Origin of the sequence: Streptomyces sp. RPT161 (assembly GCF_027533845.1) — a bacterium.
GTDB lineage: Bacteria > Actinomycetota > Actinomycetes > Streptomycetales > Streptomycetaceae > Streptantibioticus_A > Streptantibioticus_A silvisoli_A.
Genome location: NZ_JAPZVN010000021.1, coordinates 41,018 through 62,580, shown reverse-complemented (window position 1 = coordinate 62,580; position 21,563 = coordinate 41,018). Strand labels below are relative to the sequence as shown.

The window sequence follows — 21,563 nt, the reverse complement described above, 5'->3', positions numbered from 1 at the left end:
CGATCGCCCGGATGAACGACCCCTGTCCGCGAGGGGCGCCGCCACTCGGTGTCAGCGTGTCGGCACAGTACGTGACTCCCGTCCTATGGTGGCGAGTTGGTCACCCACTCCAGGACGGCCATCGCGCTGGGCAGCTTCATCGACGCCTGAGTCCAGGCCAGCGAGCGCGGGCCGTCCAGTACCGCCGCGGAGACCTCCTCGCCCCGCCGGGCGGGCAGGTCGTGCATGAACCAGGCGTCCGGCCAGCGGTTGACGAACGCCTGGTTCACCTGGAACGCCCCGTCGGCGCCGCTGCCGCCCCAGCGCGTCGTGTAGACCACGTCCACCTCGCGCGGGAGACGACGTGGGTCGTGCAGCTGCTCCAGGCGCGCCCCGGTGCCGACGGCTCGCTTCGCGGCGCGGTCCAACTCCCCTTCGGGCACGGCGTGTTCACGCGGGCAGACGAACGTGGCGCGGGCGCCCTGCACCGCGCTGAGCCCATGCGCCAGGGCGACCGCGGTGCTGTTGCCCTCGCCCACGTAGAGCAGCCGCATGCCGGACAGGTCGCCGAACCGCAGCAGCAGCGTCGCCAGGTCGCAGATGCCCTGGGTGGGGTGCTCGTCGGCGGCCATCGCGTTGACGGTGGGCAGTTGCCCGTACCGGGACAGCACCCGCAGCCCCTCCAGCGGTCCCGTGGTGCGGGCCACCAGGGCGTCCAGCATGCAGCCGAGCACTCTGCCCGTGTCCGGCAGCGGTTCCCCGGCGGACGACTGGAGGTCATCCGGTCCGTACGGCACCGGTGTGCCGCCCAGCCGCAGTGTCCCGACCGTGAAGGCGGTACGGGTGCGGGTTGAGGGCCCGGTGAACAGCGTGCCGACGACCCGGTCGCGCAACGGGCGGTCATGCGCCTCGCGGTCGTCGAACAACTCCGTTGACCTGCGGGCCAGTCGGATGACGGCGGCGGGCGCCAGGTCGGCCAGCGAGAACAGGCCGCGCTCCGGTTCCGATGGCCCTGCCACGATGTCCACCATGCTCGGGCGACCCCCTCGGTCGGCTGGTCAAACGTGGCCTCAGCCGGGGGAAGGTAGCAACCGGAACGCCCCGGCACCATGCGGCGGGGAAACGAATCGGCCGCGCGTCACCCCCTCGGCGGCCCGGAGGAACCCGGACGCTGCTGCGGGCCGGTGAAGTGCGGTCACGGTGCGTGGTTCCCGCGGCGCGCGGGGGTACCCATCGCTGGTGTCGCAACCGCCGCTGGAGGAGACGCCGCCACCCCGCGCGGTGAGCCCTGCCCGCACCCCGGTCCCGGGCGCCGCGCAGGACGTCAGGGTCGAGGAACGCAAGCTCCACCGCCGACTGGGCTGCTGGGGCCTGGGCGCGATCGGCTTCAGCGACATCGTCGGTTCCGGTTGGCTGTTCGGCGCGATGTACGCGGCGCGGATCGCCGGGCCGCTGTCCCTGCTGTGCTGGTTGGCGGCCGGTGCGCTCGCCGGTCTGGTCGCCCTGGTGATGGTCGAGCTGGGTGCCAGCCGGCCGGAGGCCGGGGGTACCGTGCGCTGGCCGCTGTACGCCAACGGGCCGCTGGTGGCGGGCGTGATCAGCTGGGCGGTGCTGCTGTCGGTGGGGGCGCACGCCGCGGAGGTGACCGCGATCCTGCGGTACGTCTCGCACTGGCTGCCCTGGCTCTACCACGGTGCCCGGCTGAGCTGGGCAGGGCTGTCGCTGGCCGCGGCCGTCACCGTCTCGCTCGGTGCGCTCAACTGGTTCGGCGTCCGGCTGTTCGCCCGGGTCAACCTGCTGGTCTCGGTGCTCAAGCTGGCCGTGCCCACGATCACCGTGGTCCTGCTGCTGGTCTCCGGATTCCATCCGCACCGGCTGACCGAGCACGGCGGCTTCGCCCCCTACGGGTGGTCGGCAGGGCTGACCGCGCTGTCGATGGGCGGTGTCGTCTACTCGGTGAACGGCTTCCAGGCACCGGTGGAGTTCTCCGGCGAGGCGCGCGACCCCCGGCGGGACATGCCGCGCGCGGTGCTGACCGCGATCGGGCTGGCGGTACTGCTCTACGTCGGACTGCAGTTGGCCTATTTGTGCTCGGTACCGGAGCAGGCACTGGCCCACGGCTGGCACGGGGTCAGCTTCGACTCGCCGTTCGGCCAGCTGGCGCTGCTGCTCAATCTGCACTGGCTCGCCCTCCTGCTGTACGCCGACGCCGTGGTCTCACCCGCCGGCGGGGCCTTCGTCGGTGTGGCGGCGCACGCCCGGCGCACATACGCGCTGGCGAAGAACCGGATGTTGCCGCACTGGTTCATGCGGGTGCACGCCGGTTCCGGCATTCCGCGCCGGGGGCTGGCGCTGAACCTCGCGGTGACGTTGCTGTTCCTGCTGCCGTTCGGCGGCTGGCAGGACGTGGTCAGCACAATCGGCAACCTGTTCCTGCTGGGGTACGCCACCTCGGCGGTGGCCGCGTACACCCTGCGGGTGGCGGGCCCCGGGCGGGTGCCGGGGGTGCGCTGGATCGCACCGGTCAGCTTCGTGGTGGCCACCTTGTTCGTGTACTGGTCGAGCTGGCACCGGTTGCGGGTGACGCTGCCGCTGGCGCTGCTGGGGGTGCCGCTGTTCTGGTGGGTACGGCGGCACGAGCCAACCGCCGTACTCCTGAGGGAGGTTCGCAAGGGCGCCTGGCTGCCCGCCTGGCTGCTCGGCCTGCTGGCCTGCTCCGCGCTGGGCGCCTTCGGCGGCACCGCTGTGCTGCCCCAGCCCTACGATTCCTTCGCGGTCGCCGCGTTCAGCCTCGGGGTGTTCGGCTGGGCGGTGCGCTCGGGGCGCCGGCACCTCGCGGAGGGCGCGGCGACCGCACCCGGCGGTATGGCGGAATTCCCGCGCTGACAGGTGGTGACCCGGCGTTACCGTAAGAGGCTCCAAGGAGGGGAGTTCCCATGGCGATGTCTCCGTCGCGGGGCGCGGGCGAACCGGATGAACCCTGGCAGTGGAGCGAGTCCGTCTGGCGGACGCATGTCGAACGGGTACGGGCCGGGCGGAGCCTGGCACCCGAGCGGTGGCCCGGCGGCGCGAAGGCGGCGGTGGCACTGTCCTTCGACGCCGACCACGAGTCGATCCCGCTGCGCGACCGGCAGACCGGTCCCGGCAGGCTCTCCCAGGGCGAGTACGGGGCCCGGGTCGCGGTGCCCAAGATCATGCGGCTGCTGGAGCGGCGGTCCATCCCCGCCACGTTCTTCGTGCCCGCGGTCATGGCGCTGCTGCGCCCGGACGAGGCGCGCGGCTATGCCGAGGCCGGCCACGAGGTGGGCATCCACGGCTGGATCCACGAACGCAACACCGCGCTGAGCCCGGACGCCGAACGGGAGCTGGCCCATCGCAGCGCGGACACCCTGGAGCGGATCTGCGGCAAACGGCCGGTGGGCATCCGCACCCCCTCATGGGAGTTCGGCGAGCACACCCTGGAGATCAGCGCGGAGTTGGGGCTGCGGTACGACTCCTCGCTCATGGCGGACGACGAGCCGTACGAGATCGTGGCGGACGGCCGGCCCACGGGCATGGTGGAGATCCCCGTCGAGTGGATACGCGACGACGCCCCGTACTTCCCCCGGCACCCGGGCACCGCGGCGGGCCCGGGTGTGACGCCCCGGGACGTCGGGCGGCTGTGGCGCGACGAGTTCGACGGTGCCTACGCGCAGGGCGGGCTGTTCCAACTCACCCTGCACCCGCATGTGATCGGGCACCGCTCCCGGCTCGTCGTACTTGAGGAGCTGCTGGACTACGTCCACGACCGGGGGGACGTCTGGTACGCCACCCACGCGGACATCGCCGACCATGTGGCGCGCGACGCGGGCCTGACCTGGAAGCCGCCGCGGTGACCTAGAAGTTGACGCGCGCCGCCTCGTCGGCGCGGCCGACGGACTCCATGCCGTAGGCGTGCTTGTAGGCGTCGCGGATCTCCTCTATGTCCGCGTCCCGGGCCCGCGCCTGCGCGGCCGGGTAGAGCAGGATCAACTCATAGGACCGTTCGCGGTTGATGCTGCCGGAACGGTCACGCCACTGTCCCCGGCCCTTCTCGATGGTCAGCCCCGACTGGAAACGCGGGGTGACGTGCTGGGCGACGAACGCGAGGAACTGCTGGTCGGTGACGGGCGGTTGACGGGTGTGCCGCCCCGTGCCGAAGAACAGCCGGGTGTCGACATACGCGTCGCCGCGCAGCGGGCCGGTCGCGGGCGCGGACCGCTGGGCGGAGCCAAGCGCGGCGTGGACGGCGGGAGTCGCGATGACCAGCACCAGCAGCGCGGCGAACAGCGCGGTGAGCGCGGCGAGGAACAGATGCGGCTTGGAGACGTACAACGCGGCGGTCCCTTCGATCCGGGGGAGGTCATGCCGGGGTGTCGGGCAGGGGCAGCAGTAGGGCGAGCTGGTGTGCGGCGTCCCGTAGCGGGACGGGAGTGCCGGAACGGCACCCGATGGCCCGGATCGTTTGGCGCAGCGAGCTGACCGCCCGCCCGGAACCGATCGCGTGCGCGTACGGCATCAGCCGTTCCGCCGACTCCCTGGCCTGGCGCCAGGCTCCGGCGCCGACCAGCGCCGCGAGCAGCTCGGTGCTGAACAGCACACGATAGGCGGGGGCGTCGCAGCCGCCGTCCTGGCTGACGCCCTCCAGCAGTTCGATCGCCCTGTCCCAGTCCTGGAGCGCCGCGAGGGTGATGCCGCGGTGGCCGTCGAGTTCGTGCTGGTCCACCCACCAGGCCCAGGGCGGATCCCGGTCGGACAGTCCGTCCAGAAAGAGGCTGTCGGCCCGGTCGAACGCCCTCAGCGCGGTGGCCCGTTGCCCCGCCATGGCGAGCGCGCGGGCCTGCCGAACGGCGAAGACGGTGGCGACCCTGGCGGTGGGCGCGGTGGCCAGACCGAGGGCGGCGGTGTCGTACGAGGCGCGTAGCTGGCCGATGTGCGCCTGCTGCATGCTCAGGTTGGCCAGCACCAGCCGTTCCGTCGCGCGGTCCGCACAGCACCGGGCCATCGCCAGTGCCCGCTGGTTCAGGCGGTGGGCGAGTGCCTGTTCCTCGGCGTCGAACAGGATCCAGGCCGCCACCTCCCGCAACTCGGCCACCGCCGCGCACAGTTCACGGTCGGCGAGCGACTGGTACGACCGGTTGGCGGCGAGTGCGGCGGAACGGGCCGCGGCACGGGCGCCCACCCGCTGGTCGAGGGTGAGCAACCGCCGGGTCGTCGCGACGACGGACGCACGGCAGCCGGGGCCGCGGCTCTCCATGGACTCCTCCCTCGGGCCTGGCTCAGCGGTGCGGCGCCTTGCGGAAGCTGTCGGCGACCCGGGTCAGCCAGACGATCTCCTTGCCGAAATCCTCGTTGCGCGCGCCGGGGAACGCCACTGTTGGTCCGCCGGACGGTGCCGCGTTGTCCGATCTGGCCCGTAGCGCCGCCTTCAGGCGCAGCGCCTCACGGGCTGCCGAGGGCGGCTCGTCAGGGGCGCTGCCGGGCCGCTCGGCCTGCGGTCCGACGTAGGGGCGCAGCGCCAGCTGGGCGTCCCTGATCTCGATGACCCGACGGTAGAGCCGGTAGTCGAGGTCGCGCGGCGGCAGCAGGTCCAGCAGCGGGGACGGCGGCGGGTCCAGGGCGATGGTGGGTACCGCTCGGTACAGCGCCCACCACAGCGGGCGCAGCCGCCGGTAGGCCCGGTAGCTTTCCAGCCAGCGGGCGGCGGCCGACAGCCGGGGGCCCCAGGACGGCACCGTCCACCCGAACAGTTGCAGCAGGGACCCGATGTCCCCGGTGAACCAGTACAGCGAGTCCCATGACGCGGTGTCGAAGCCCAGCCGGGTGGCCGCGATCTCGGCGTACCGGACGGCGCAGTACAGCAGCACCAGCGTCGCCCCGGCGGTCACCGACCACATGCCCAGCCGCAGCCACTGCCGGTTGGCGATCCTGGCGTACCTCAACGACAGCCGGAACGCCGAGAGTTGGCCCGCCGTGCACACACCGAGGTAGCAGCACAGGTAGGCGGCGTAGCGCGGATTGGACATGTTGAGCAGGAGCGCGGACTCCGCGCTGGCCGGATGCCGGGTGGGGTCCACCACGTAGAACATGACCAGCAGCACGGACAGCGCGATGCCGAACCCGAGCAGCCTGCGCCGGGTCCTCAGACGTGCCTCGGCCGGTGGGTGCGACCAGTGGATGAGCACCACCTGCTGGGCCGCCGTCAGCACCACCACCGCGGCCTGCACCAGGATGGTGGTGATGTTCGGATAGGCGAGGAACCGGCAGATGTGCTCGCGGAACGCGTCCAGGTCGACCAGGAAGCTGAGCCCGGAGCACAGGAAGTACACGCACAGCGCGATCATCGCCGGATTGCGGCGGCTGCGCGACAGCGCGGGCAGCTTGTAGAGGAACGCCGACAACCCCGCGACGGCGCAGGTCCAGGAGAGGAACTGGTACTCCATGCGTCAGATCCGGCCGTGGGCGCGACCGTCGCGCCCGGGGTCGGGGCGGCCCACCACGCTCTCGATGCGGGCGATGGCCTCGGCCTGTTCCAGCGGCGCGCTCGGTGCGGGGACCGCGGTGCGCCGCCGGTAGCGGGTGAGGATCAGCGAAGCCATCGTCTCGGCTTCCTGCTCGTCGTGGTCCGAGTAGCCGGAGCGGCGCAGCATGCCGCGGACCACGTCCGGGTTGATGTCCGGGAAGAGGTGTCCGGCCGTACCGTCGTTCATCGTTCCGCCGCTGTGGTGCCCGCAGATCATGTGGGACAGCTCGTGGGCGATGATGTGTTCCTGGTGCGGTTTGCTGGTGTGCGCCTCGTAGACGATCAGGTCCGCGACGTCCGTGGCCAGCCACAGCCCGTACAGATGGGCGCACTGAAGCTCTGTCGGCAGCAGCCGGATCGGGCGGCCGCGCCGGGCGCCGAGGTGTTCGCACAGCTGGCGGATGTCGCCGCCCTCGGGCACACGCAGGCCGTACAGGAGCGCTTCGCACGCGGCGCGCATGTGCCGCCCGGTGGCCGGTTGCGATCGGTCCCGACTGCCGGACATCCGCACCTCCCACGGGCAGGAGCCTGATGACGGGACGAGTCTAACTTCCTTGGTCCTTCTGGCGGTTGACCATTCGCGACCCGCTGCGCGGACACCGTTGGTACGGTGTCGAACGTGACACGGACTGCGGATGACTTCGCGGAAGTGGCGATGCTGCGGGCGCTCGGGCACCCCGTGCGGTTGGGCATCATGCGAGCGCTGGCGACCGAACCGGAGATCCGCGCCTGCGAGTTCACCGATCTGTTCGACGTGACCCAGCCCACCATCAGCCAGCACCTGAAGGTGCTGCGGGAGGCCGGTCTGGTCGCCTCCCGCCGCCGGGGCGCGCAGATCTGCTACTCGGTACGGCCGGAAGGGCTGACCAGGCTCCAGCGGTTGCTGTCCCTGATACAGCCGCCCCGGCTGGCCGTCACCGCTTGACCGCCAGCCCCGCCACGATCAGCTGCTCCCACACGGTCAGTTCACGATCGGCGTCACCGACGTGCGCCACGCCGTCCGCCGCTTCCGGCCGCCAGCGCGCCGCCGGGACGATGCCGGGCGGCAGGATCTCCATGCCGCAGAACAGCTCGCGGATCTCCTCGTCGCTGCGCCACCGGCCGCGCCCGAACGTCGCCTGGAGCACCTGCTCGGCCTCGCTGGTCTCCGCGTTGTGGCCGGTGCGGAAGTGGCTGATGAAGAAGTAACTGCCGGACGGCACCCGGTCCCGCCAGTAGCTGACCACCGCGCGCGGGTCCTCGTCGTCGTTGATGTGGTGCAGGATGGCGCTGAGCACCACGGCCACCGGCTGCTCGAAGTCGATCAGCGAGACGGTGTCCGGGTGCTCGCGGATCGCCTCGGGGTCTCGTACGTCGGCCCGGATCACCCGGGTGTTGGTGGTCTCCTCCAGCAGCGCCCGGCCGTGTGCCAGCACGATGGGGTCGTTGTCCACGTAGACCACGCGGGCGTCCGGCGCGTGCCGTCCGGCCACCTGGTGGACGTTGTCCGCGGTCGGCAGTCCGCTGCCCATGTCGATGAACTGCCGGACCCCCCCGTGCAGCGCGATGTCGCTGACCGCGCGCACCAGTACCTGGCGGTTGCTGTGCGCGATGGCGACCGAGCCGGGCAGGTCGTCGATGAACTTGTCGCCGATCTCCCGGTCCACCGCGTAGTTGTCCTTGCCACCGAGCAGATAGTCATAGACCCGGGCGATGCTCGGCTTCGACTGGTCCACCTCGGTAACGTCCTCAACCATGGCAACTGCCTTATCTGCGTGGGGTGTTGTACGTGCCCCATCGTAGGAGAAACCCGCCGGTCGCACCGTCGGTCACACCAACACCATGGCCGGGGACGTTCATTCGACCCCGTCGCTCAGCGCAGCGGTACGGTCAGCCGCGAGGGGTCGTTCCCCGGGGAGCCGAACGACAGCCGGCTGCCGAGCGGGGTGTCGCTGCCGTACATCGGGTCCTTGGTGTCCAGCACCAGCGCCAGCCGGTGCCCGGCGGGCAGGTCGTAGGCGGTGGCGAACAGCGAGAGGTCCAGCGGTACGGCCTGCCCAGGCGTGCTCGACCAGCTCTGCGGCGCATGGGTGATCAACTTGCCGACCCCCAGGGCGTTCACGTCGTAGAGGTAGGCGAACACGGTGCCCTTCGGCGACGACGAGGTGACCGTGGTGTGGAACCCGACCGTCCCGCGGATGTGCTGGACGTCGGAGTACGGCGCGGACTGCCACACCGCGGCGACGGCCCGGGGCAGCAGCGGGACCTCGACGGTCGGCGGGATGCCGAGGAACTGGTCCATCCCGCCGGACAGTTCGGTGATGCCGGAGTCGGCGCCGGAGTCCACGCCGCCCATGATGGACGTCTGCCATCCGGTGTCTGGCGCGCCGCCCAGCGTTCCGGTTCCGAGCAGGTTGGCCCGGCCGAGCTCCAGCCGCTGGGTGCGGGTGCTGATCGACCGCCAGTCGGGGTACTGCTCCTGCCCGGCGTTCTCCCTGACCTGAAGCTGTACCCGGTGGTCGGCGGCGTCGCCGTTCAGGTTCTTCAGGTGCTGGTCGAACCACGCCCGGCCGTCGTCCCAGGCCGGGTTGTCCAGGCCCAGCATGCCGCCGATCTCCTGGGTGGCGTGGTCGCCGGGGCGCAGTTCCAGCCGCTTGGGGCCGGTGAGCTTCTGGTAGAAGTCGGCGACCTGGCTGGGGTTGAAGATGCTGTCGGTCCAGGCGTTCGCGATGAACACCGCGGTGTGGTGGGCGTTGATGCGGTCCACATAGGTGCCCGGGGACCTGGTCTTGGCCCACTTGACGAGTTCCGGGATGTTCTGGTTGGTGAACATGTCGTTGACCGCCTCGTGGGTCTCGGGACTCTGGCGGCCGGTGGGGATCTGTACGGCGGTCAGGATGCCGGCCGCTCCGACGTGCCGGGTCCGCCCGCCGTAGAGCGCGTTGACCAGGTCGCCCCAGGCGCTCATCGCGGCCACCGCCTTGACCCGCGGGTCGAATGCGGCGCCCATCAGCGACATTCCGGCGCCCAGCGACAGGCCCGTCATGCCGATGCGGCGGGGGTCGGCGGGCGTGTGGGCGAGCGTCCAGTCGATGACCGAGGAGATGTCGGCAACGTCCTTGGGGCCCGCGACGTCCACCTGGCCGCCGGAGAGCCAGAAGCCGCGCACCGTGTAGGTGACCACCACATAGCCGTCGGCGGCCAGCTTGCGGCTCTGCATCAGGTATTCGAGGTCGTTCTGCCCCCAGGAAGCGGGCTCGACGACCACCGGATAACGGCCCTGCGCGTCGGCACCGGGGGAGCCTGGGGCGGGGGTGAGCACATCGGCCTTGAGGACGACACCGTCCTTCATGGGGATGTCGACCAGCCGCAAGGACCCGGTGGAGCCCGCCCGGGCCACCGGCTGACCGGCCGGCGCGGCGGACGCGGGAACGGCGGCGAAGGTTCCGGCGAGGGCAAGTGCCGTGGCGGCGACGGTGGTTGTCAGCCAGCGGCGGGCGCGGCGCTGGTCGCGGTTGCGGCGTTCGCGGGTGGGGCCGGATCGCGTCATCGGTGTCCCATCAGGCTCAGACCGTGGTGCCCCTGCGGCACGCGTACGGTACGGGTGCAGGGAGCCTAGGGGGACCCAAGTGGCGGGGGTGAGTGCGTGATCGGCCAAATCTACTGGCCGGTAACAGTGCTGTGCCGACGGCGTGGCGACCAACCTCTGGTGGCGCTCAGCGTTCGCCTCTCCCGGGTCGGCAGTGTAGACAGGGGCTATGGCCCGAGGTGTGGGCCGACCCTGGGCCCGGTCGGCCCCTGCGTTCCGCGGTCGGCGCCCCTGGGGTCGGCGTGAGCGCGTGAGGACAGAGCGTGACCGGCAAGGCCGGGGCGATCAGCAGGCACCGCGTCCGGCGCGGCGCCACGCCCTGCTGCGCCCGCTGCGCCGGGTCTCCGGCCAGGTCTTCGTACTCCAGGTGCTCATCGTCATCCTGCTGGTGCTGGCCGCCGGAGCGGAGCTGATCCTCCAGGCGCAGCGCGACAGCCAGCGCGAGGCCAGCAACCGTTCGGTGGCAGTCGCCCAGACCTTCGCCCACTCGCCGGGCATCGTGCCGGCCCTGCAGTCCCCGAATCCGACGGCGATCCTCCAACCGCTCGCCGAGGCCGCCCGCGTCTCCACCGGGGTCGACTTCATCGTGGTCATGAACACCAAGGGGATCCGCTACACCCACCCCATCCCCAACCGGATCGGCAAGAAGTTCGTCGGCACCATCGGCCCGGCGCTCGCCGGGCAGACCGTCACCGAGACCATCAAGGGCACCATCGGTCCGCTGGAGCAGGCCGTGGTGCCGGTCACCGACCGCAGCGGCAAGGTGGTGGGCCTGGTGTCCGCGGGCATCACCATCAGCAAGGTGAGCCGGGCGGTCAACCGTCAGCTGCCCATCCTGTTCGGCGCCGCCGCCGTGGCGCTGGCACTGGCCCTGGGCGGCACGGCGGCGGTCAGCAGACGGCTGCGGCGCCAGACGCACGGCCTGGAACCGGCCGAGATGGCGCGGATGTACGAGCACCACGACGCGGTGCTGCACGCGGTGCGCGAAGGCGTGCTCATCGTGGACGGCGACGGTCGGCTGCTGCTGGCCAACGACGAGGCGGCCCGGTTGCTGGAACTGCCCCCGAACGCCGAGGGCCGGCATGTCAACGAACTGGGCATCGCCCCCCACATGGCCGAACTGCTGGCCTCCGGACGGGTCGCCACGGACGAGATGCTGCAGTCGGGGGACCGCCTGCTGGCCGTCAACAACCGGCCGACCGACCGCAACGGCGGCCCACCGGGCAGCGTCGCCACCCTGCGCGACTCCACCGAACTGCGGCTGCTGTCGGGGCGCGCCGAGGCGGCCCGAAAGCGCCTCAAACTCCTGTACGACGCCGGTGTGGGCATCGGCACCACCCTCGACATCCAGCGCACCGCCCAGGAACTGGCGCAGGTGGCGGTGCCCCGGTTCGCCGACTTCGTCACCGTGGACGTGGCCGAGCCCGTGCTGCGCGGCGAGGAACCGCCGATCGAGGAGAGCACCCAGATGGTGCGGGTGGCGGTCGGCGGGGTGCGGAAGAACCATCCCTTCTACTCGGTGGGCAAGACGATCGAGTTCCTCCGCTCCACCCCCCAGGCCCGCGGCTTCGGCCGGGGGTCGTCGGTGATTGAACCGGATCTGCGGATCGCCTCCGGATGGAAGGCGCAGGACCCGGTGCGGGCCAGGAGGATGCTGGACCACGGGATCCACTCCCTGATCACGGTTCCGCTGAACGCCCGCGGCGTGGTGCTGGGGGTGGCCAGCTTCTGGCGCTCCCGGGACCCGAACCCGTTCGACGAGGACGATGTGTCGCTCGCCGAGGAACTGGTCATCCGGGCGGCGGTGTCCATCGACAACGCCCGCCGCTACACCCGCGAGCACAACATGGCGGTGACGCTGCAACACAGTCTGCTGCCGCGGGGCCTGCCCGAGCAGAGCGCCGTCGACGTGGCGTACCGCTACCTGCCCGCGCAGGAGGGCGTCGGCGGTGACTGGTTCGACGTCATCCCGCTGCCGGGCAGCCGGGTGGCGCTGGTGGTCGGAGACGTGGTCGGCCACGGTCTGCACGCCTCGGCGACGATGGGACGGCTGCGTACGGCGGTGCTCAACTTCACCACGCTCGACCTTCCGCCCGATGAACTTCTCGGCCACCTGGACGAGTTGGTCACCCGGATCGACCGGGAGGAGACCAGCCGGGGCGGCGAGGGTGCCATCACCGGGGCCACCTGTCTGTACGCGATCTACGACCCGGTCTCCGGGGACTGCACGATGTCCCGTGCGGGCCATGTACTGCCCGCGCTGGTGAGCCCCGACGGCGCCGTGCGCTTCCCCGACCTGCCGGCCGGTCCGCCGCTCGGCCTGGGCGGGCTGCCGTTCCAGAACGCGCAACTGCGGCTGGAGCCGGGCAGCCAGCTGGTGATGTACACCGACGGTCTGGTGGACGAGCGCGACCGGGACATCGACGTCGGCCTGGACCTGCTGGCCTCCGCCCTCGCCCATGCCGACCGGCCCGCCGAGGAGACCTGCGACGCGGTGCTTGACGCCCTGCTGCCCGTCCGGCAGAGCGACGACATCGTGCTGCTGGTGGCCCGCCCCCAGTTCCTGGCCGATGACCAGATCGCCGAGTGGGACGTGCCGTTCGACCCGGCGGCGGTGGCCGGGGTGCGCGCCCAGGTGACCGAGCAACTGAACCGCTGGGGCCTGGTCGAGGCGGTGTTCACCACCGAGTTGGTGCTCAGCGAGCTGATCACCAACGCCATCCGCTACGCCACCAGCCCGATCCGGGTCCGGCTGATCCGCGACCGCACCCTGATCTGCGAGGTCTCCGACGCCAGCAGCACCTCCCCGCACCTTCGCTACGCGGCCACGATGGACGAGGGCGGTCGCGGACTGTTCCTCGTCGCCCAGCTCGCCGAGCGCTGGGGCACCCGCTACACCAGCGAGGGCAAGGTCATCTGGGCCGAACTGCCGCTGGCCTAGCCCGCGGCACGGCCGTCCGCCGGGTCGCCGGGCCGCCGGGTCAAGCGCTGGGAAAGAATTCCGGCCAGTCGTACCGGATTTGAACCGGAACCCCACGCCCTACGTGTTGTTACCGTCGTACGCGCCTCGGCAAGGTCGGTAATCCGACGGGGAGTTCGCCCGGGGCAGCGAAAGCAGCGTGGAGGAGAGTAGCCCCGTGCGCATTTCTCACCTGGCGGTCCTGACAACGGCCGGAGCGGCCCTGGCGGTCGGTGCCGCGCCCGCCTTCGCGGGCGTTGGAACAGGACAGATCACCGCCTCACCGACAACGGTCAGCGTCGGCCAGACGGTGCATGTCATCGGTACCTGCCCGAATAACGGCAGCGCATTGAAGTGGGTCGGATCCGCAGCGTTCTCCCCGAGGATGAACGACCCTTACACGGCCATGACCGGATACGGCGGCTCGGCCACCATGACCTCCACCAACCCCATGAATTGGTCGGGGTGGGCGAAGATATCCCAGCACGCCAAACCGGGAGCCACCGCGATCGAGGCTCGGTGCGGAAACGTGAAGGTCACCACGCGGATCGTGGTCGTCGTGGCGGGCACCGGAGGCATGAAGCCGACCCCCAAGCCCAGCCCGTCGATGACCATGCCGCACCCCACCGTGTCGGCCTCCCAACCGGCCTCCGGCACCATGCCGATGCCCTCGTCCCCGATGTCCAGCGCGCCCGGGCAGATCAGCACCATGCCCAGCGGCGCGCCCAACACCGGGGCGGTGTCCTCCGGCCTGCCGGGCTACGCCACCGCGGGTGTGGTCGGCGGTCTGCTGCTCGGTGCGGGCGGCGCCGGCCTGCTACTTCGCCGCCGGGCCAGGGCTGGCCGTTGACCCGGCACGCCGTCGGGAGCAGCCCGCCGCCGGGCCGCCGCGGGGGCCGGGTGGCCACCACGGTGGCGGCGGTGGCGGCGCTGGCCGGGGCGGTGGGGCTGGGGTTCGGCTACGCCGACTGGCGGGCGTCCTCGCGACCCCCCGCGGTGCTGGCCGCGCCGGGCGGCACCGCCCCCCGGCCCTCGGCCAAACCGTCCAGCGGGCTGACCCTGGCCAGATCGGTTCCGGTGCGTTTGGACATCCCGGCGATCGGTGTCCACACGCCCCTGATGCGATTGGGACTGAATTCGGACCGAACTGTTCAAGTTCCGCCCATCGAGAGTAACTCGCCAGCCGGTTGGTATCAGTTCTCGCCCACCCCCGGACAACTCGGCCCTTCCGTCATACTCGGTCACGTGACCCTTGGTAACTTCGGCGTCGGCGTCTTCTTCCGACTCGCCGCACTGCACACCGGTGACAAGGTGTCAGTGTCCAGAGCGGACGGCAGTGTCGCCGTTTTCTCGGTGGACCAGACCGCCGAATACCCCAAGGAGAAGTTCCCCAGCCAAGCGGTGTACGGAAACATCGACCACGCCGGACTCCGGCTCATTACCTGCGGTGGTCCGAAGAACCCCACGACGCACGCCTATCCGGACAATGTCGTGGTCTTCGCGTCACTGGTATCGGCCACTTCGGCAACGGCCTGACCGGAATTCCGCGGCAGGCGGGGAGATAGGAGTGAACAAGTGTCCATGCGCGCAGCGGATGGCTACGCCCGCATAACCAGTCCGGTAACCACCGGCGGAGGCGGTGTCCCGGCCGCCGGGCCCTCCGCGACCGAGCCCCGCGGATGACGCGGGGGGATGGATGGGTTCTCGGACCGCGGACGACGAGACCTTGCGAACGCTGTACGACACGTACGCGGGTTCGCTGCTGAGATACGTACTCCGGCTGACCAGCGGTGACCGGCAGCGCGCGGAGGACGTGGTGCAGGAGACCATGCTCCGGGCCTGGCGCAGCTCCGGCGCGCTGGACCCGGAGCGCGGGTCGACCCGGGGCTGGTTGTTCACTGTGGCCCGCAACCTGGTCATCGACCAGGAGCGGATGCGCCGGGCCCGCCCCACCGAGGTGGGCGACGAGTCACTGGTGCTGCAACCCTCGTCAACTCCCGGCCCGGACGAGGCGTTCGCCCGCACCCTGCTGTCCTGGCAGCTGGCCGAGGCGCTGTCCGGGCTCAGCCCGGACCACCGTGCCGTGCTGCTGGAGCTGTACTACCGGGAGCGCTCGGTCGCGGAGGCGGCCGAGGCGCTCGGCATCGCCCCGGGCACGGTCAAGTCGCGGGCCTACTACGCGGTTCGCGCGTTGCGCGTCGAATGTGAGGAGCGAGGGTTGAGCCGATGACGTTCTCCGGAACACACGAGGAGTGCGAGCCGGTTCGGCTCTCGCTCGGCGCCTACGTGCTCGGTGCGCTGAACGCGGGCGAGTCGTTCGATGTGCGCCAGCATCTGGCGGTCTGCCCCGACTGCCGTCAGGAGCACGACGAGTTGGCCGGGGTGCCCGCGCTGCTCTCGCTGGTGTCGAAGGCCGAGGCCGAGGCGGTGTGTGCCGCCTCGGCCCCGGCCGCCCCGGCCCCCGCCCAGTGCGCCCCGCTGGTGCGACTTCGGCGGCACGGGCGGCGGCGCCGCAGCCGCCGCGGCCGACTGGCAGTCGCCGTGGCGGGGGCGGCGGTGCTGGCCGCAATAGGCACCACCTGGACGCTGAGTACGGGCGGCGGCGGTCACGGCGCGCCCGCGCATGTCGCGTCGGCCACCGACAACGCCACCGGGGTGGGCGCATCGGTTTCGGTCCAACCGGTTGCCTGGGGCAGCCGGTTGACCCTCGACCTGCACAACGCGCCGCCGGGCTCGACCTGTTCGCTGGTCGCGATCGGACGGCACGGTGAACGCCAGGTCGCAGCGAGTTGGACCGCCAAGGGCCGGGGCAACCTCACCATCCCCGGCGCCACCGCCATGCAGCCGGGCGACATCAGCCGGTTCGACGTGGAGACCGTCGACGGTCACCGGCTCGTCTCCGTACCGGAGTAGCACTGTCTCGCGGCGCTATCCCGGCACGCCCTGTTCCTCCAGCGTTCTTCTGAGCGCGCGCAGCCCGTAGTAGATCCGGGACTTCACGGTGCCGTTGGGGATGCCGAGCACCGCCGCGGCCTGCTGGATGGTGCGCCCGGCGAGGTAGGACTCCACGATGGCCTCTCGGTGCGCCGGGGTCAGGGTGGCCAGTGCCTCCGAGAGGGTCATGGCGGACAGTGCCCGGTCGAACTCGTCCGGTGCGGCGAGGAGTTCCAGCGCGGTGTCGCCCATCTCCTGCGGCCTGGACCGGCGGCTGCGGTAGTCGTCTATGACGATGCGTCGGGCCACGGTGGCCAGCCACGGGCGGGCGCTGCGGGTGGGGTCGGTGAGCTGCGCCGCGTGCCGCCACGCCCGCAGCAGGGTCTCCTGGACGACGTCCTCCGCCCAGTAGCGGTCACCACCGGTCAGCGTGATCACGTAGCTGAGCAGTGCGGAAGCGTGTTCCCGGTAGAGCCGTCGGACCAACTCGGATTCCACGGTGGGAGCTTGAGAACGTTTGGACCGTCTGCGTTGGATTAGCATGGGTCAGTCCTCACCCGCCGATCCCGGCGCATCACCGCCGGTCAACCCGACCGTCGCATTTATCGGGACGTTATGTGGGTGGGGCCGATATCGGCCGCCTTGCGGCGGGGTCGTCCCTGTGAATTCGGGGACGCCTTCGTTGAACGGGAAACAGATTAAGGTGGCGGCGTTATGGGCCGCCGGACACGATCCGTACGCCGAAGCCGCGGCGGCTCCGCGGCGTTGGTGGGGGGACATGGCAACACGCTCCTCGACGTGACGGTCAGGGGGCAGTGCGGCTGCCGCGACGCGCCGTGGGGGTGGCCCGCCGCCTGCATGGCGTGCGCAGTGCGTGCATGGAAGGCGGCCCGGTGGGGCATCCTCAGGTTGGCGATCACAGGGTGCTGAGATCGGAATTGGAAAAGCTGACGAGCGCCGTCGAAGGTCAACCGCCCGCCACTTCGGGGGAGTTACCCCGGAGTACCGCGAAGGTTAACCACAAGCGCGAGTACATATCAATGGGATGACGGCCGGTCTGGCCTGCCGATTCGCCGTCAGGGGTTACCCGGCGTCCTGGAGAAATTCGGGAGGATGCCGCACGATTCTCCCCGCCGTTCGTTGGAAAGTCCGTGCCAAATGGCAAAGAGACGGTAAACGGAATGTGTTGCGGTGAACCGGCGCCGGTCTGCGCCCGTACTGAACGGTCACACGGCACCGCCCCGCGGACCCGCCTCCCCCGGGTCGGGGCCGGTGCTGTGTGTACCGGGGAGCCGAACGGGACCGGATCCAACGGAAAGGTCAGGCGATGACCTGTCTGGACGTACTGCTGTCACTGCGCCCGCACGGGCGGGGACGGCACCGCGCGGCCGAACGGAGAACCTCCGCCGCGACCCTCAACGCCCTGGCTGGCTACAAGAGTTGGCTGAGCCGGGCGGGCTACTGGCTGGGCCGGGCGCCGAGCATGGCCACGCTGTGCGCCTTCCTGCTGTACGTCCTGCTCTCCTCGTTCCTGGGCGACGTGATGAGCCTTCCGGTGCCGGGCCTCGGCAACGTCGGTGTGCTGCTCGGCCTTTCGCAGTTCGCGGCCGTCTTCGGGTTCGCCGCTCATGGACTGCGCACCGACTGCCGTGGCGATCCGGCGGTCGGTGAACTCGGCGAGCCCGTGGAGTCGTACCGATGACCAACTCCACCTCGGCGCAGACCGGTGCCCTGATCATGTTCTCGGTGCTGGCCACGCTCGCCATGCTGCTGTGCATCCTGACCGGCTCGGAACCCGACGACCTCGCCGACTTCTACACCGGCTACCGCACCCTGACCCCACTGCGCAACGGCCTGGCGGTCGCGGGCGACTACGTCTCGGCGGCCACCGTGCTGAGCACTTCCGGAGTCATCGCGCTCAGCGGCTACGACGGGGTCGTCCTGGTGCTGAGCACCGTGCTGTCCCTGCTGCTGCTGATGCGGCTGCTCGCCGAACCGCTGCGCACCGCGGGCCGGTTCACCATGGGCGACGTGCTGGCCCGGCGGATGCCCGGCCGCGCGGTGCGCGGCGCCGCCTGCGCGGTCATCCTCGCCGCCTCGCTGCCCTTCCTGCTGGTCCAACTGTCCGTCGCCGGTTCGCTGCTGACGTTCATCCTGGGCATCTCGGTGGACGGCGCGAAGGCGGCGTGCATCTGTGTGGTCGGTGCCCTGATGATCGGCTACGCGGCGATGGGCGGGATGAAGGGCACCGCGCTGGTGCAGATCATCAAGATGGTGATGCTGTTCGGCGCCAGCCTGGCCATCACCCTGCTGGTGCTCAGCCGCTTCCACTGGAACCCCGACGCACTGCTGTCCGCCGCCCGGCAGGGCAGTGGCGCGGGGGACGCATATCTGCGGCAGGGGCTGGAGTTCGGCCGCGGCGCCCGAGGCAGACTCGACTTCCTCAGCGTCCAGATCAGCGTGGTCCTCGGCGCCGCCTGCCTGCCCCATGTCACCATGCGGATGAACGGCGGGTCCAGCGCGTCCGCGGTCCGTCGGTCGATGTCCTGGGCGGTCGGGGCGACGGTCGTCATCGGGCTGTTCGTCACCGTGATGGGCACCGCCGCGGCCGCGCTGGTCGGACACCAGGTGATCACCGCCAACGATCCACAGGGCAGCACCTCGCTGTTGCTGCTGTCCAGCGCGCTTGGCACGGACTACCCCTCGCTCGGCGAGGCGGTGCTGTTCGCCGCCATCGGCGGAGCGATCTTCATGACACTGCTGGCCTCGGTCGCCGGAGTGACGCTGGCCGCCGCCACCTCGGTGGCGCACGATCTGTACGCCGGGGTGCTCCGCCGTGAACGGGCCACCGAGCGCGGCGAGTTGGCCGTCGCCCGGTGGGCGATCCTGGGCATCGGCCTGGTGGCGATCGTGCTCGCCGCGCTGGTACGCGACCGGAACCTCCAGGTGCTCATCGCCACCGCGTTCTGCGTCGGCGCCTCGGCGGTGGCGCCCGCCCTGGTGTACAGCCTGTTCTGGAGCGGCTACACCCGTACCGGACTGCTGTGCACGCTGCTGGGGGGTACGGCGTGCGTGCTGCTGCTGATGACGTTCTCGACCGCCGTGTCCGGTAGGCCCGACTCGCTCTTCCCTCACCATGACTTCCACTGGTTCCCGTTGCGGACCACCGGGATCGTCTCGGTCCCGGTCGGGTTCCTCAGCGGCTGGCTCGGCAGCCGGCACGGCTGGCGGTCGGTGGTCAGCGCGCTGCGCGCGGCGGTGGCCTCTAGTTGATGACGGTCACCGACTTCAGCTTGTCCTCCTGGAGGAGTTGCCACATGTGCCGCCGTCGCAGCTTGCCGCTGGTGGTCCGCTTGAGCAGGCCGCGCCGCCCGGCGACCAGGGTCAGCGAGGGCTCGGGGCCCAGTTCGCCGCGGAGCGTCTCGGTCACCGCGTCCGTCCACGGCCCGGGCGCCGACTCCACGAAGACGGCGAGTCCGACCCGGCCGCGGTCGTTGACCGCCACCACGGCTATCCGGTCCTTGTCCAGCCGGGCCGCCGCGGCGACCTTCGCGTCCAGGTCGTCCATGTACACACTGCGGCCGCGCAGTTTGAGGCTGTCTCCCATCCGGCCCAGCACGAACAGCTGCCCGTCGTGCGCGAACCCGGCGTCCCCGGTGCGCAGTTCATCGTCGACGAACCGGGTGGAGCCGCCCTCCCGGCCGCCGTGGTAGCCCTGAGCCACCGAACTACCGGTGACGGCGACCTCGCCGAGGTGCCCGTCCGGCAGCGGACGCCCCTCGGCGTCCAGGATCCGCACGCCCACGCCGTCCGCCTCGTGCGGGGCGCCGTGGCCGACGAGCCAGCCGGAGCCCGGCTCGATGGGCCGGTCGCCCAGCTTCCCCGCCTCCTGGATGCGCACCGGCTCGCCGAGCCGCATCGAGGACCAGTCGGGGCGCACCACCACGACCGGTCCCTCGGCGCCGGTGACCGCCAGGGTGTTCTCGGCCAGCCCGTACGAGGGCAGGTAGGTGTCGCGGGAGAAACCCACCGGCTCGGCGAACCGGGCGAACGCGTCCAGCGCCGCCGGATCGACCACCTCGGCCCCGACCACCACACTGCGCCAGCTGGACAGGTCCAGCTCGGCCAGTCGCTGCGGCTTCACCCGTCGGGCGGCGTAGGCGAAGGCGAACGACGGCGCCGCCGAGTGCGTCGCCTTGCCCGGCGCGAGGCACTCAAGCCAGCGTGCGGGGTCGCGGATGAACTGCTCGGGCCGCATCAGCCACAGTTCGCCCTGCGCGGCGAACGGGAACAGGCAGCAGCCGATCAGTCCCATGTCGTGGTGGAGCGGCAGCCAGGAGACGACGGAGTCGCTGTCCCGCCAGTCGAGCAGGCGGCTCAGCATCGCGTGGTTGGCCGCCAGGTTGTCCCAGGAGACCCGGACGCCGCGGGGCTGTCCGGTGGAGCCGGAGGTGAACTGGAGCAGCGCGATCCCCTCGCGGTCGTGGTCCTCGATGGGGATCTCGGTGGCTCCCTCGCGCGGGATCCACGGTTCGTCCGACCGGCCCGCCCGGACCATCGCCTCGGCCGCCAGCGGGCGGTACGTCTCGGCGGTGACCACCAGGGCGGGCTCGGCCTGCCGCAGGATTCCGGAGACGTACTCGGTGTACTCGTTGTCGGACTGGAACGAGGGAGGCAGCAGCGGGGAGATCGTGGCGCCCGCCGCCCAGGTGCCGAACAGCGCGGCCAGGCAGTCCCGGCCAGACGGCATCAGCAGGCAGACCACATCGCCGGGGCGCACCCCGGCCGACACCATCTCGGTGGCCATCCGGCGGGCCGAGGAGGCGAGTTCACGGTAGGAGACGAACTCCCAGTCGCCCCCGTCGGCGGCGAAGCGCACCCCGCGTTGCGGGTGCGGGTCGGCGAGCCAGGAAATCAGACGTGACACGTCCAGAACCGTCCTATCCCTCGATGACCTGGGCGGTTTCCGCCGGGCGCGCGGGCTCGGCGGTGTCCTCGATCCTGCCCAGCCGGGGCAGGAAGCGGCCGCTCTGGGCGATGTACCGGCGGTACTCGGCGCCGAACTCCGAGGCACTCAGCCGACGTTCCTCGCGGGCGGCCGTGGTGTTCAGCGACACCAGCCCGTAGACCGCGAACAGCACTGTGCCCCAGTGCGGGTAGACGAGCAGGCCCGCGAGGAAGGCCAGCAGGAACGAGGAGTAGAACGGGTGCCGGATCCGGCGGTAGGCGCCATAGGTCACGATGTGCCGTGGCGCGTCGTTGTCCTGGTGCCACAGCGCCAGCGGAATGCGGTGGGTGCCCAGCGTCATGAAGATCAGCGCGATGGACGCCACGCTCAACACCACGGAGATCAGCGTCAGTACGGTGCGCGGAGTACCCGAGGCGAACGGCTGCCAGCCGATCGCGAGCCCCGCCGCGATGTACAGCGGGCACAGGAAGAACGGCAGGGCGGTCAGCCACCACCTCAGGTTGAAGCTGCCGTCCGAGCGGAAGAAGAGTCGGGGCAGGGCGCCGATGAAGACGAAGTCCAGCAGGAGCAGCAGGAGGGCGGAGTCATCCACGTGAGGGTGGCATCCTTTCTG

The 21,563-nt window shown here is 71.0% G+C and carries 21 protein-coding genes; 10 read left to right on the top strand and 11 right to left on the bottom strand.

Translation table 11 applies throughout. The features are described 5' to 3' along the window. Positions 1-83: 83 nt before the first annotated feature. Complete coding sequence (locus O5O46_RS28965; protein ID WP_269858571.1) at positions 84-998, bottom strand: ornithine carbamoyltransferase; 915 nt, start codon at positions 996-998, stop codon at positions 84-86. A 220-nt stretch (positions 999-1,218) separates the two neighbouring features. Between O5O46_RS28965 and O5O46_RS28960 the strand changes: the two genes are divergently transcribed. Both O5O46_RS28960 and O5O46_RS28955 read left to right on the top strand, forming a co-directional pair. Continuing rightward, positions 1,219-2,865 (top strand): APC family permease, encoded by a 1,647-nt coding sequence (locus tag O5O46_RS28960; RefSeq protein ID WP_443072649.1) that lies wholly within the window; start codon positions 1,219-1,221, stop codon positions 2,863-2,865. Between the two features lie 50 nt (positions 2,866-2,915). Next, positions 2,916-3,854: a polysaccharide deacetylase family protein gene (locus O5O46_RS28955; RefSeq protein ID WP_269858570.1), complete on the top strand. Its 939-nt coding sequence runs from the start codon at positions 2,916-2,918 to the stop codon at positions 3,852-3,854. A 1-nt stretch (position 3,855) separates the two neighbouring features. On the opposite strand, the gene O5O46_RS28950 is transcribed toward O5O46_RS28955, so the two are convergent. The 4 genes from O5O46_RS28950 to O5O46_RS28935 are packed head-to-tail and all read right to left on the bottom strand — an operon-like array spanning position 3,856 to position 7,025. Next, positions 3,856-4,332: a DUF3574 domain-containing protein gene (locus O5O46_RS28950; protein ID WP_269858569.1), complete on the bottom strand. Its 477-nt coding sequence runs from the start codon at positions 4,330-4,332 to the stop codon at positions 3,856-3,858. Positions 4,333-4,360: 28 nt separating this feature from the next. Then, positions 4,361-5,254 (bottom strand): DNA-binding protein, encoded by an 894-nt coding sequence (locus O5O46_RS28945; RefSeq protein WP_269858568.1) that lies wholly within the window; start codon positions 5,252-5,254, stop codon positions 4,361-4,363. A gap of 22 nt (positions 5,255-5,276) precedes the next feature. Next, a complete protein-coding gene (locus O5O46_RS28940) occupies positions 5,277-6,440 on the bottom strand; it encodes an MAB_1171c family putative transporter (protein WP_269858567.1) in 1,164 nt (387 codons plus the stop codon). 3 nt (positions 6,441-6,443) lie between these two features. Beyond that, positions 6,444-7,025, bottom strand: a complete 582-nt coding sequence (locus tag O5O46_RS28935; RefSeq protein WP_269858566.1) for a toxin — start codon at positions 7,023-7,025, stop codon at positions 6,444-6,446. A gap of 114 nt (positions 7,026-7,139) precedes the next feature. Between O5O46_RS28935 and O5O46_RS28930 the strand changes: the two genes are divergently transcribed. Then, positions 7,140-7,445, top strand: coding sequence for an ArsR/SmtB family transcription factor (locus O5O46_RS28930; RefSeq protein ID WP_269858565.1), 306 nt, complete (start codon positions 7,140-7,142; stop codon positions 7,443-7,445). Here the strand turns inward: O5O46_RS28930 and O5O46_RS28925 are convergent. Together O5O46_RS28925 and O5O46_RS28920 are read right to left on the bottom strand one after the other, a co-directional pair. After that, positions 7,435-8,256, bottom strand: a complete 822-nt coding sequence (locus O5O46_RS28925) for an SAM-dependent methyltransferase (protein WP_269858564.1) — start codon at positions 8,254-8,256, stop codon at positions 7,435-7,437. The genes O5O46_RS28930 and O5O46_RS28925 overlap by 11 nt on opposite strands. A gap of 116 nt (positions 8,257-8,372) precedes the next feature. Continuing rightward, positions 8,373-10,049, bottom strand: coding sequence for a CocE/NonD family hydrolase (locus tag O5O46_RS28920; RefSeq protein WP_269858563.1), 1,677 nt, complete (start codon positions 10,047-10,049; stop codon positions 8,373-8,375). A gap of 208 nt (positions 10,050-10,257) precedes the next feature. Between O5O46_RS28920 and O5O46_RS28915 the strand changes: the two genes are divergently transcribed. Both O5O46_RS28915 and O5O46_RS28910 read left to right on the top strand, forming a co-directional pair. Continuing rightward, complete coding sequence (locus tag O5O46_RS28915; RefSeq protein WP_269858562.1) at positions 10,258-13,029, top strand: SpoIIE family protein phosphatase/ATP-binding protein; 2,772 nt, start codon at positions 10,258-10,260, stop codon at positions 13,027-13,029. 196 nt (positions 13,030-13,225) lie between these two features. After that, the gene (locus O5O46_RS28910; protein WP_269858561.1) at positions 13,226-13,897 is read left to right on the top strand and encodes a hypothetical protein; all 672 of its coding nucleotides are present in this window, start codon (positions 13,226-13,228) and stop codon (positions 13,895-13,897) included. A 109-nt stretch (positions 13,898-14,006) separates the two neighbouring features. On the opposite strand, the gene O5O46_RS28905 is transcribed toward O5O46_RS28910, so the two are convergent. Further along, the gene (locus tag O5O46_RS28905; RefSeq protein WP_269858625.1) at positions 14,007-14,159 is read right to left on the bottom strand and encodes a hypothetical protein; all 153 of its coding nucleotides are present in this window, start codon (positions 14,157-14,159) and stop codon (positions 14,007-14,009) included. Between the two features lie 7 nt (positions 14,160-14,166). On the opposite strand from O5O46_RS28905, the gene O5O46_RS28900 reads away from it, so the two are divergent. From O5O46_RS28900 to O5O46_RS28890, 3 genes are all read left to right on the top strand, one after another. Further along, positions 14,167-14,583: a class F sortase gene (locus tag O5O46_RS28900; protein WP_269858622.1), complete on the top strand. Its 417-nt coding sequence runs from the start codon at positions 14,167-14,169 to the stop codon at positions 14,581-14,583. Between the two features lie 160 nt (positions 14,584-14,743). After that, a complete protein-coding gene (locus O5O46_RS28895) occupies positions 14,744-15,277 on the top strand; it encodes a sigma-70 family RNA polymerase sigma factor (RefSeq protein ID WP_269858560.1) in 534 nt (177 codons plus the stop codon). Beyond that, the gene (locus O5O46_RS28890; RefSeq protein ID WP_269858559.1) at positions 15,274-15,960 is read left to right on the top strand and encodes an anti-sigma factor family protein; all 687 of its coding nucleotides are present in this window, start codon (positions 15,274-15,276) and stop codon (positions 15,958-15,960) included. Before O5O46_RS28895 ends, O5O46_RS28890 begins: the two co-directional genes overlap by 4 nt. A gap of 15 nt (positions 15,961-15,975) precedes the next feature. On the opposite strand, the gene O5O46_RS28885 is transcribed toward O5O46_RS28890, so the two are convergent. Continuing rightward, the gene (locus tag O5O46_RS28885) at positions 15,976-16,524 is read right to left on the bottom strand and encodes a sigma-70 family RNA polymerase sigma factor (RefSeq protein ID WP_269858558.1); all 549 of its coding nucleotides are present in this window, start codon (positions 16,522-16,524) and stop codon (positions 15,976-15,978) included. Positions 16,525-17,308: 784 nt separating this feature from the next. On the opposite strand from O5O46_RS28885, the gene O5O46_RS28880 reads away from it, so the two are divergent. Then, the gene (locus O5O46_RS28880) at positions 17,309-17,683 is read left to right on the top strand and encodes a DUF485 domain-containing protein (protein ID WP_269858557.1); all 375 of its coding nucleotides are present in this window, start codon (positions 17,309-17,311) and stop codon (positions 17,681-17,683) included. Beyond that, on the top strand, positions 17,680-19,254 hold the full coding sequence (locus tag O5O46_RS28875) for a sodium/solute symporter (protein WP_269858556.1): 1,575 nt from the start codon (positions 17,680-17,682) through the stop codon (positions 19,252-19,254). The genes O5O46_RS28880 and O5O46_RS28875 overlap by 4 nt, the downstream gene beginning before the upstream one ends. On the opposite strand, the gene O5O46_RS28870 is transcribed toward O5O46_RS28875, so the two are convergent. Both O5O46_RS28870 and O5O46_RS28865 read right to left on the bottom strand, forming a co-directional pair. After that, the gene (locus tag O5O46_RS28870; RefSeq protein WP_269858555.1) at positions 19,247-20,908 is read right to left on the bottom strand and encodes an AMP-binding protein; all 1,662 of its coding nucleotides are present in this window, start codon (positions 20,906-20,908) and stop codon (positions 19,247-19,249) included. The two genes, O5O46_RS28875 and O5O46_RS28870, sit on opposite strands and share 8 nt — an antisense overlap. 13 nt (positions 20,909-20,921) lie before the next feature. Beyond that, positions 20,922-21,542, bottom strand: a complete 621-nt coding sequence (locus tag O5O46_RS28865) for a methyltransferase family protein (protein ID WP_269858554.1) — start codon at positions 21,540-21,542, stop codon at positions 20,922-20,924. Positions 21,543-21,563 lie beyond the last annotated feature (21 nt).

What these genes read in the sequence shown, in the direction of transcription:
- O5O46_RS28920 (WP_269858563.1), bottom strand. Translation starts at nt 10,049, where the DNA reads ATGACGCGATCCGGCCCCACCCGCGAACGCCGCAACCGCGACCAGCGC.
- O5O46_RS28955 (WP_269858570.1), top strand. Translation starts at nt 2,916, where the DNA reads ATGGCGATGTCTCCGTCGCGGGGCGCGGGCGAACCGGATGAACCCTGG.
- O5O46_RS28915 (WP_269858562.1), top strand. Translation starts at nt 10,258, where the DNA reads ATGGCCCGAGGTGTGGGCCGACCCTGGGCCCGGTCGGCCCCTGCGTTC.
- O5O46_RS28940 (WP_269858567.1), bottom strand. Translation starts at nt 6,440, where the DNA reads ATGGAGTACCAGTTCCTCTCCTGGACCTGCGCCGTCGCGGGGTTGTCG.
- O5O46_RS28895 (WP_269858560.1), top strand. Translation starts at nt 14,744, where the DNA reads ATGGGTTCTCGGACCGCGGACGACGAGACCTTGCGAACGCTGTACGAC.
- O5O46_RS28925 (WP_269858564.1), bottom strand. Translation starts at nt 8,256, where the DNA reads ATGGTTGAGGACGTTACCGAGGTGGACCAGTCGAAGCCGAGCATCGCC.
- O5O46_RS28880 (WP_269858557.1), top strand. Translation starts at nt 17,309, where the DNA reads ATGACCTGTCTGGACGTACTGCTGTCACTGCGCCCGCACGGGCGGGGA.
- O5O46_RS28935 (WP_269858566.1), bottom strand. Translation starts at nt 7,025, where the DNA reads ATGTCCGGCAGTCGGGACCGATCGCAACCGGCCACCGGGCGGCACATG.
- O5O46_RS28875 (WP_269858556.1), top strand. Translation starts at nt 17,680, where the DNA reads ATGACCAACTCCACCTCGGCGCAGACCGGTGCCCTGATCATGTTCTCG.
- O5O46_RS28890 (WP_269858559.1), top strand. Translation starts at nt 15,274, where the DNA reads ATGACGTTCTCCGGAACACACGAGGAGTGCGAGCCGGTTCGGCTCTCG.
- O5O46_RS28945 (WP_269858568.1), bottom strand. Translation starts at nt 5,254, where the DNA reads ATGGAGAGCCGCGGCCCCGGCTGCCGTGCGTCCGTCGTCGCGACGACC.
- O5O46_RS28885 (WP_269858558.1), bottom strand. Translation starts at nt 16,524, where the DNA reads ATGCTAATCCAACGCAGACGGTCCAAACGTTCTCAAGCTCCCACCGTG.
- O5O46_RS28900 (WP_269858622.1), top strand. Translation starts at nt 14,167, where the DNA reads ATGCGATTGGGACTGAATTCGGACCGAACTGTTCAAGTTCCGCCCATC.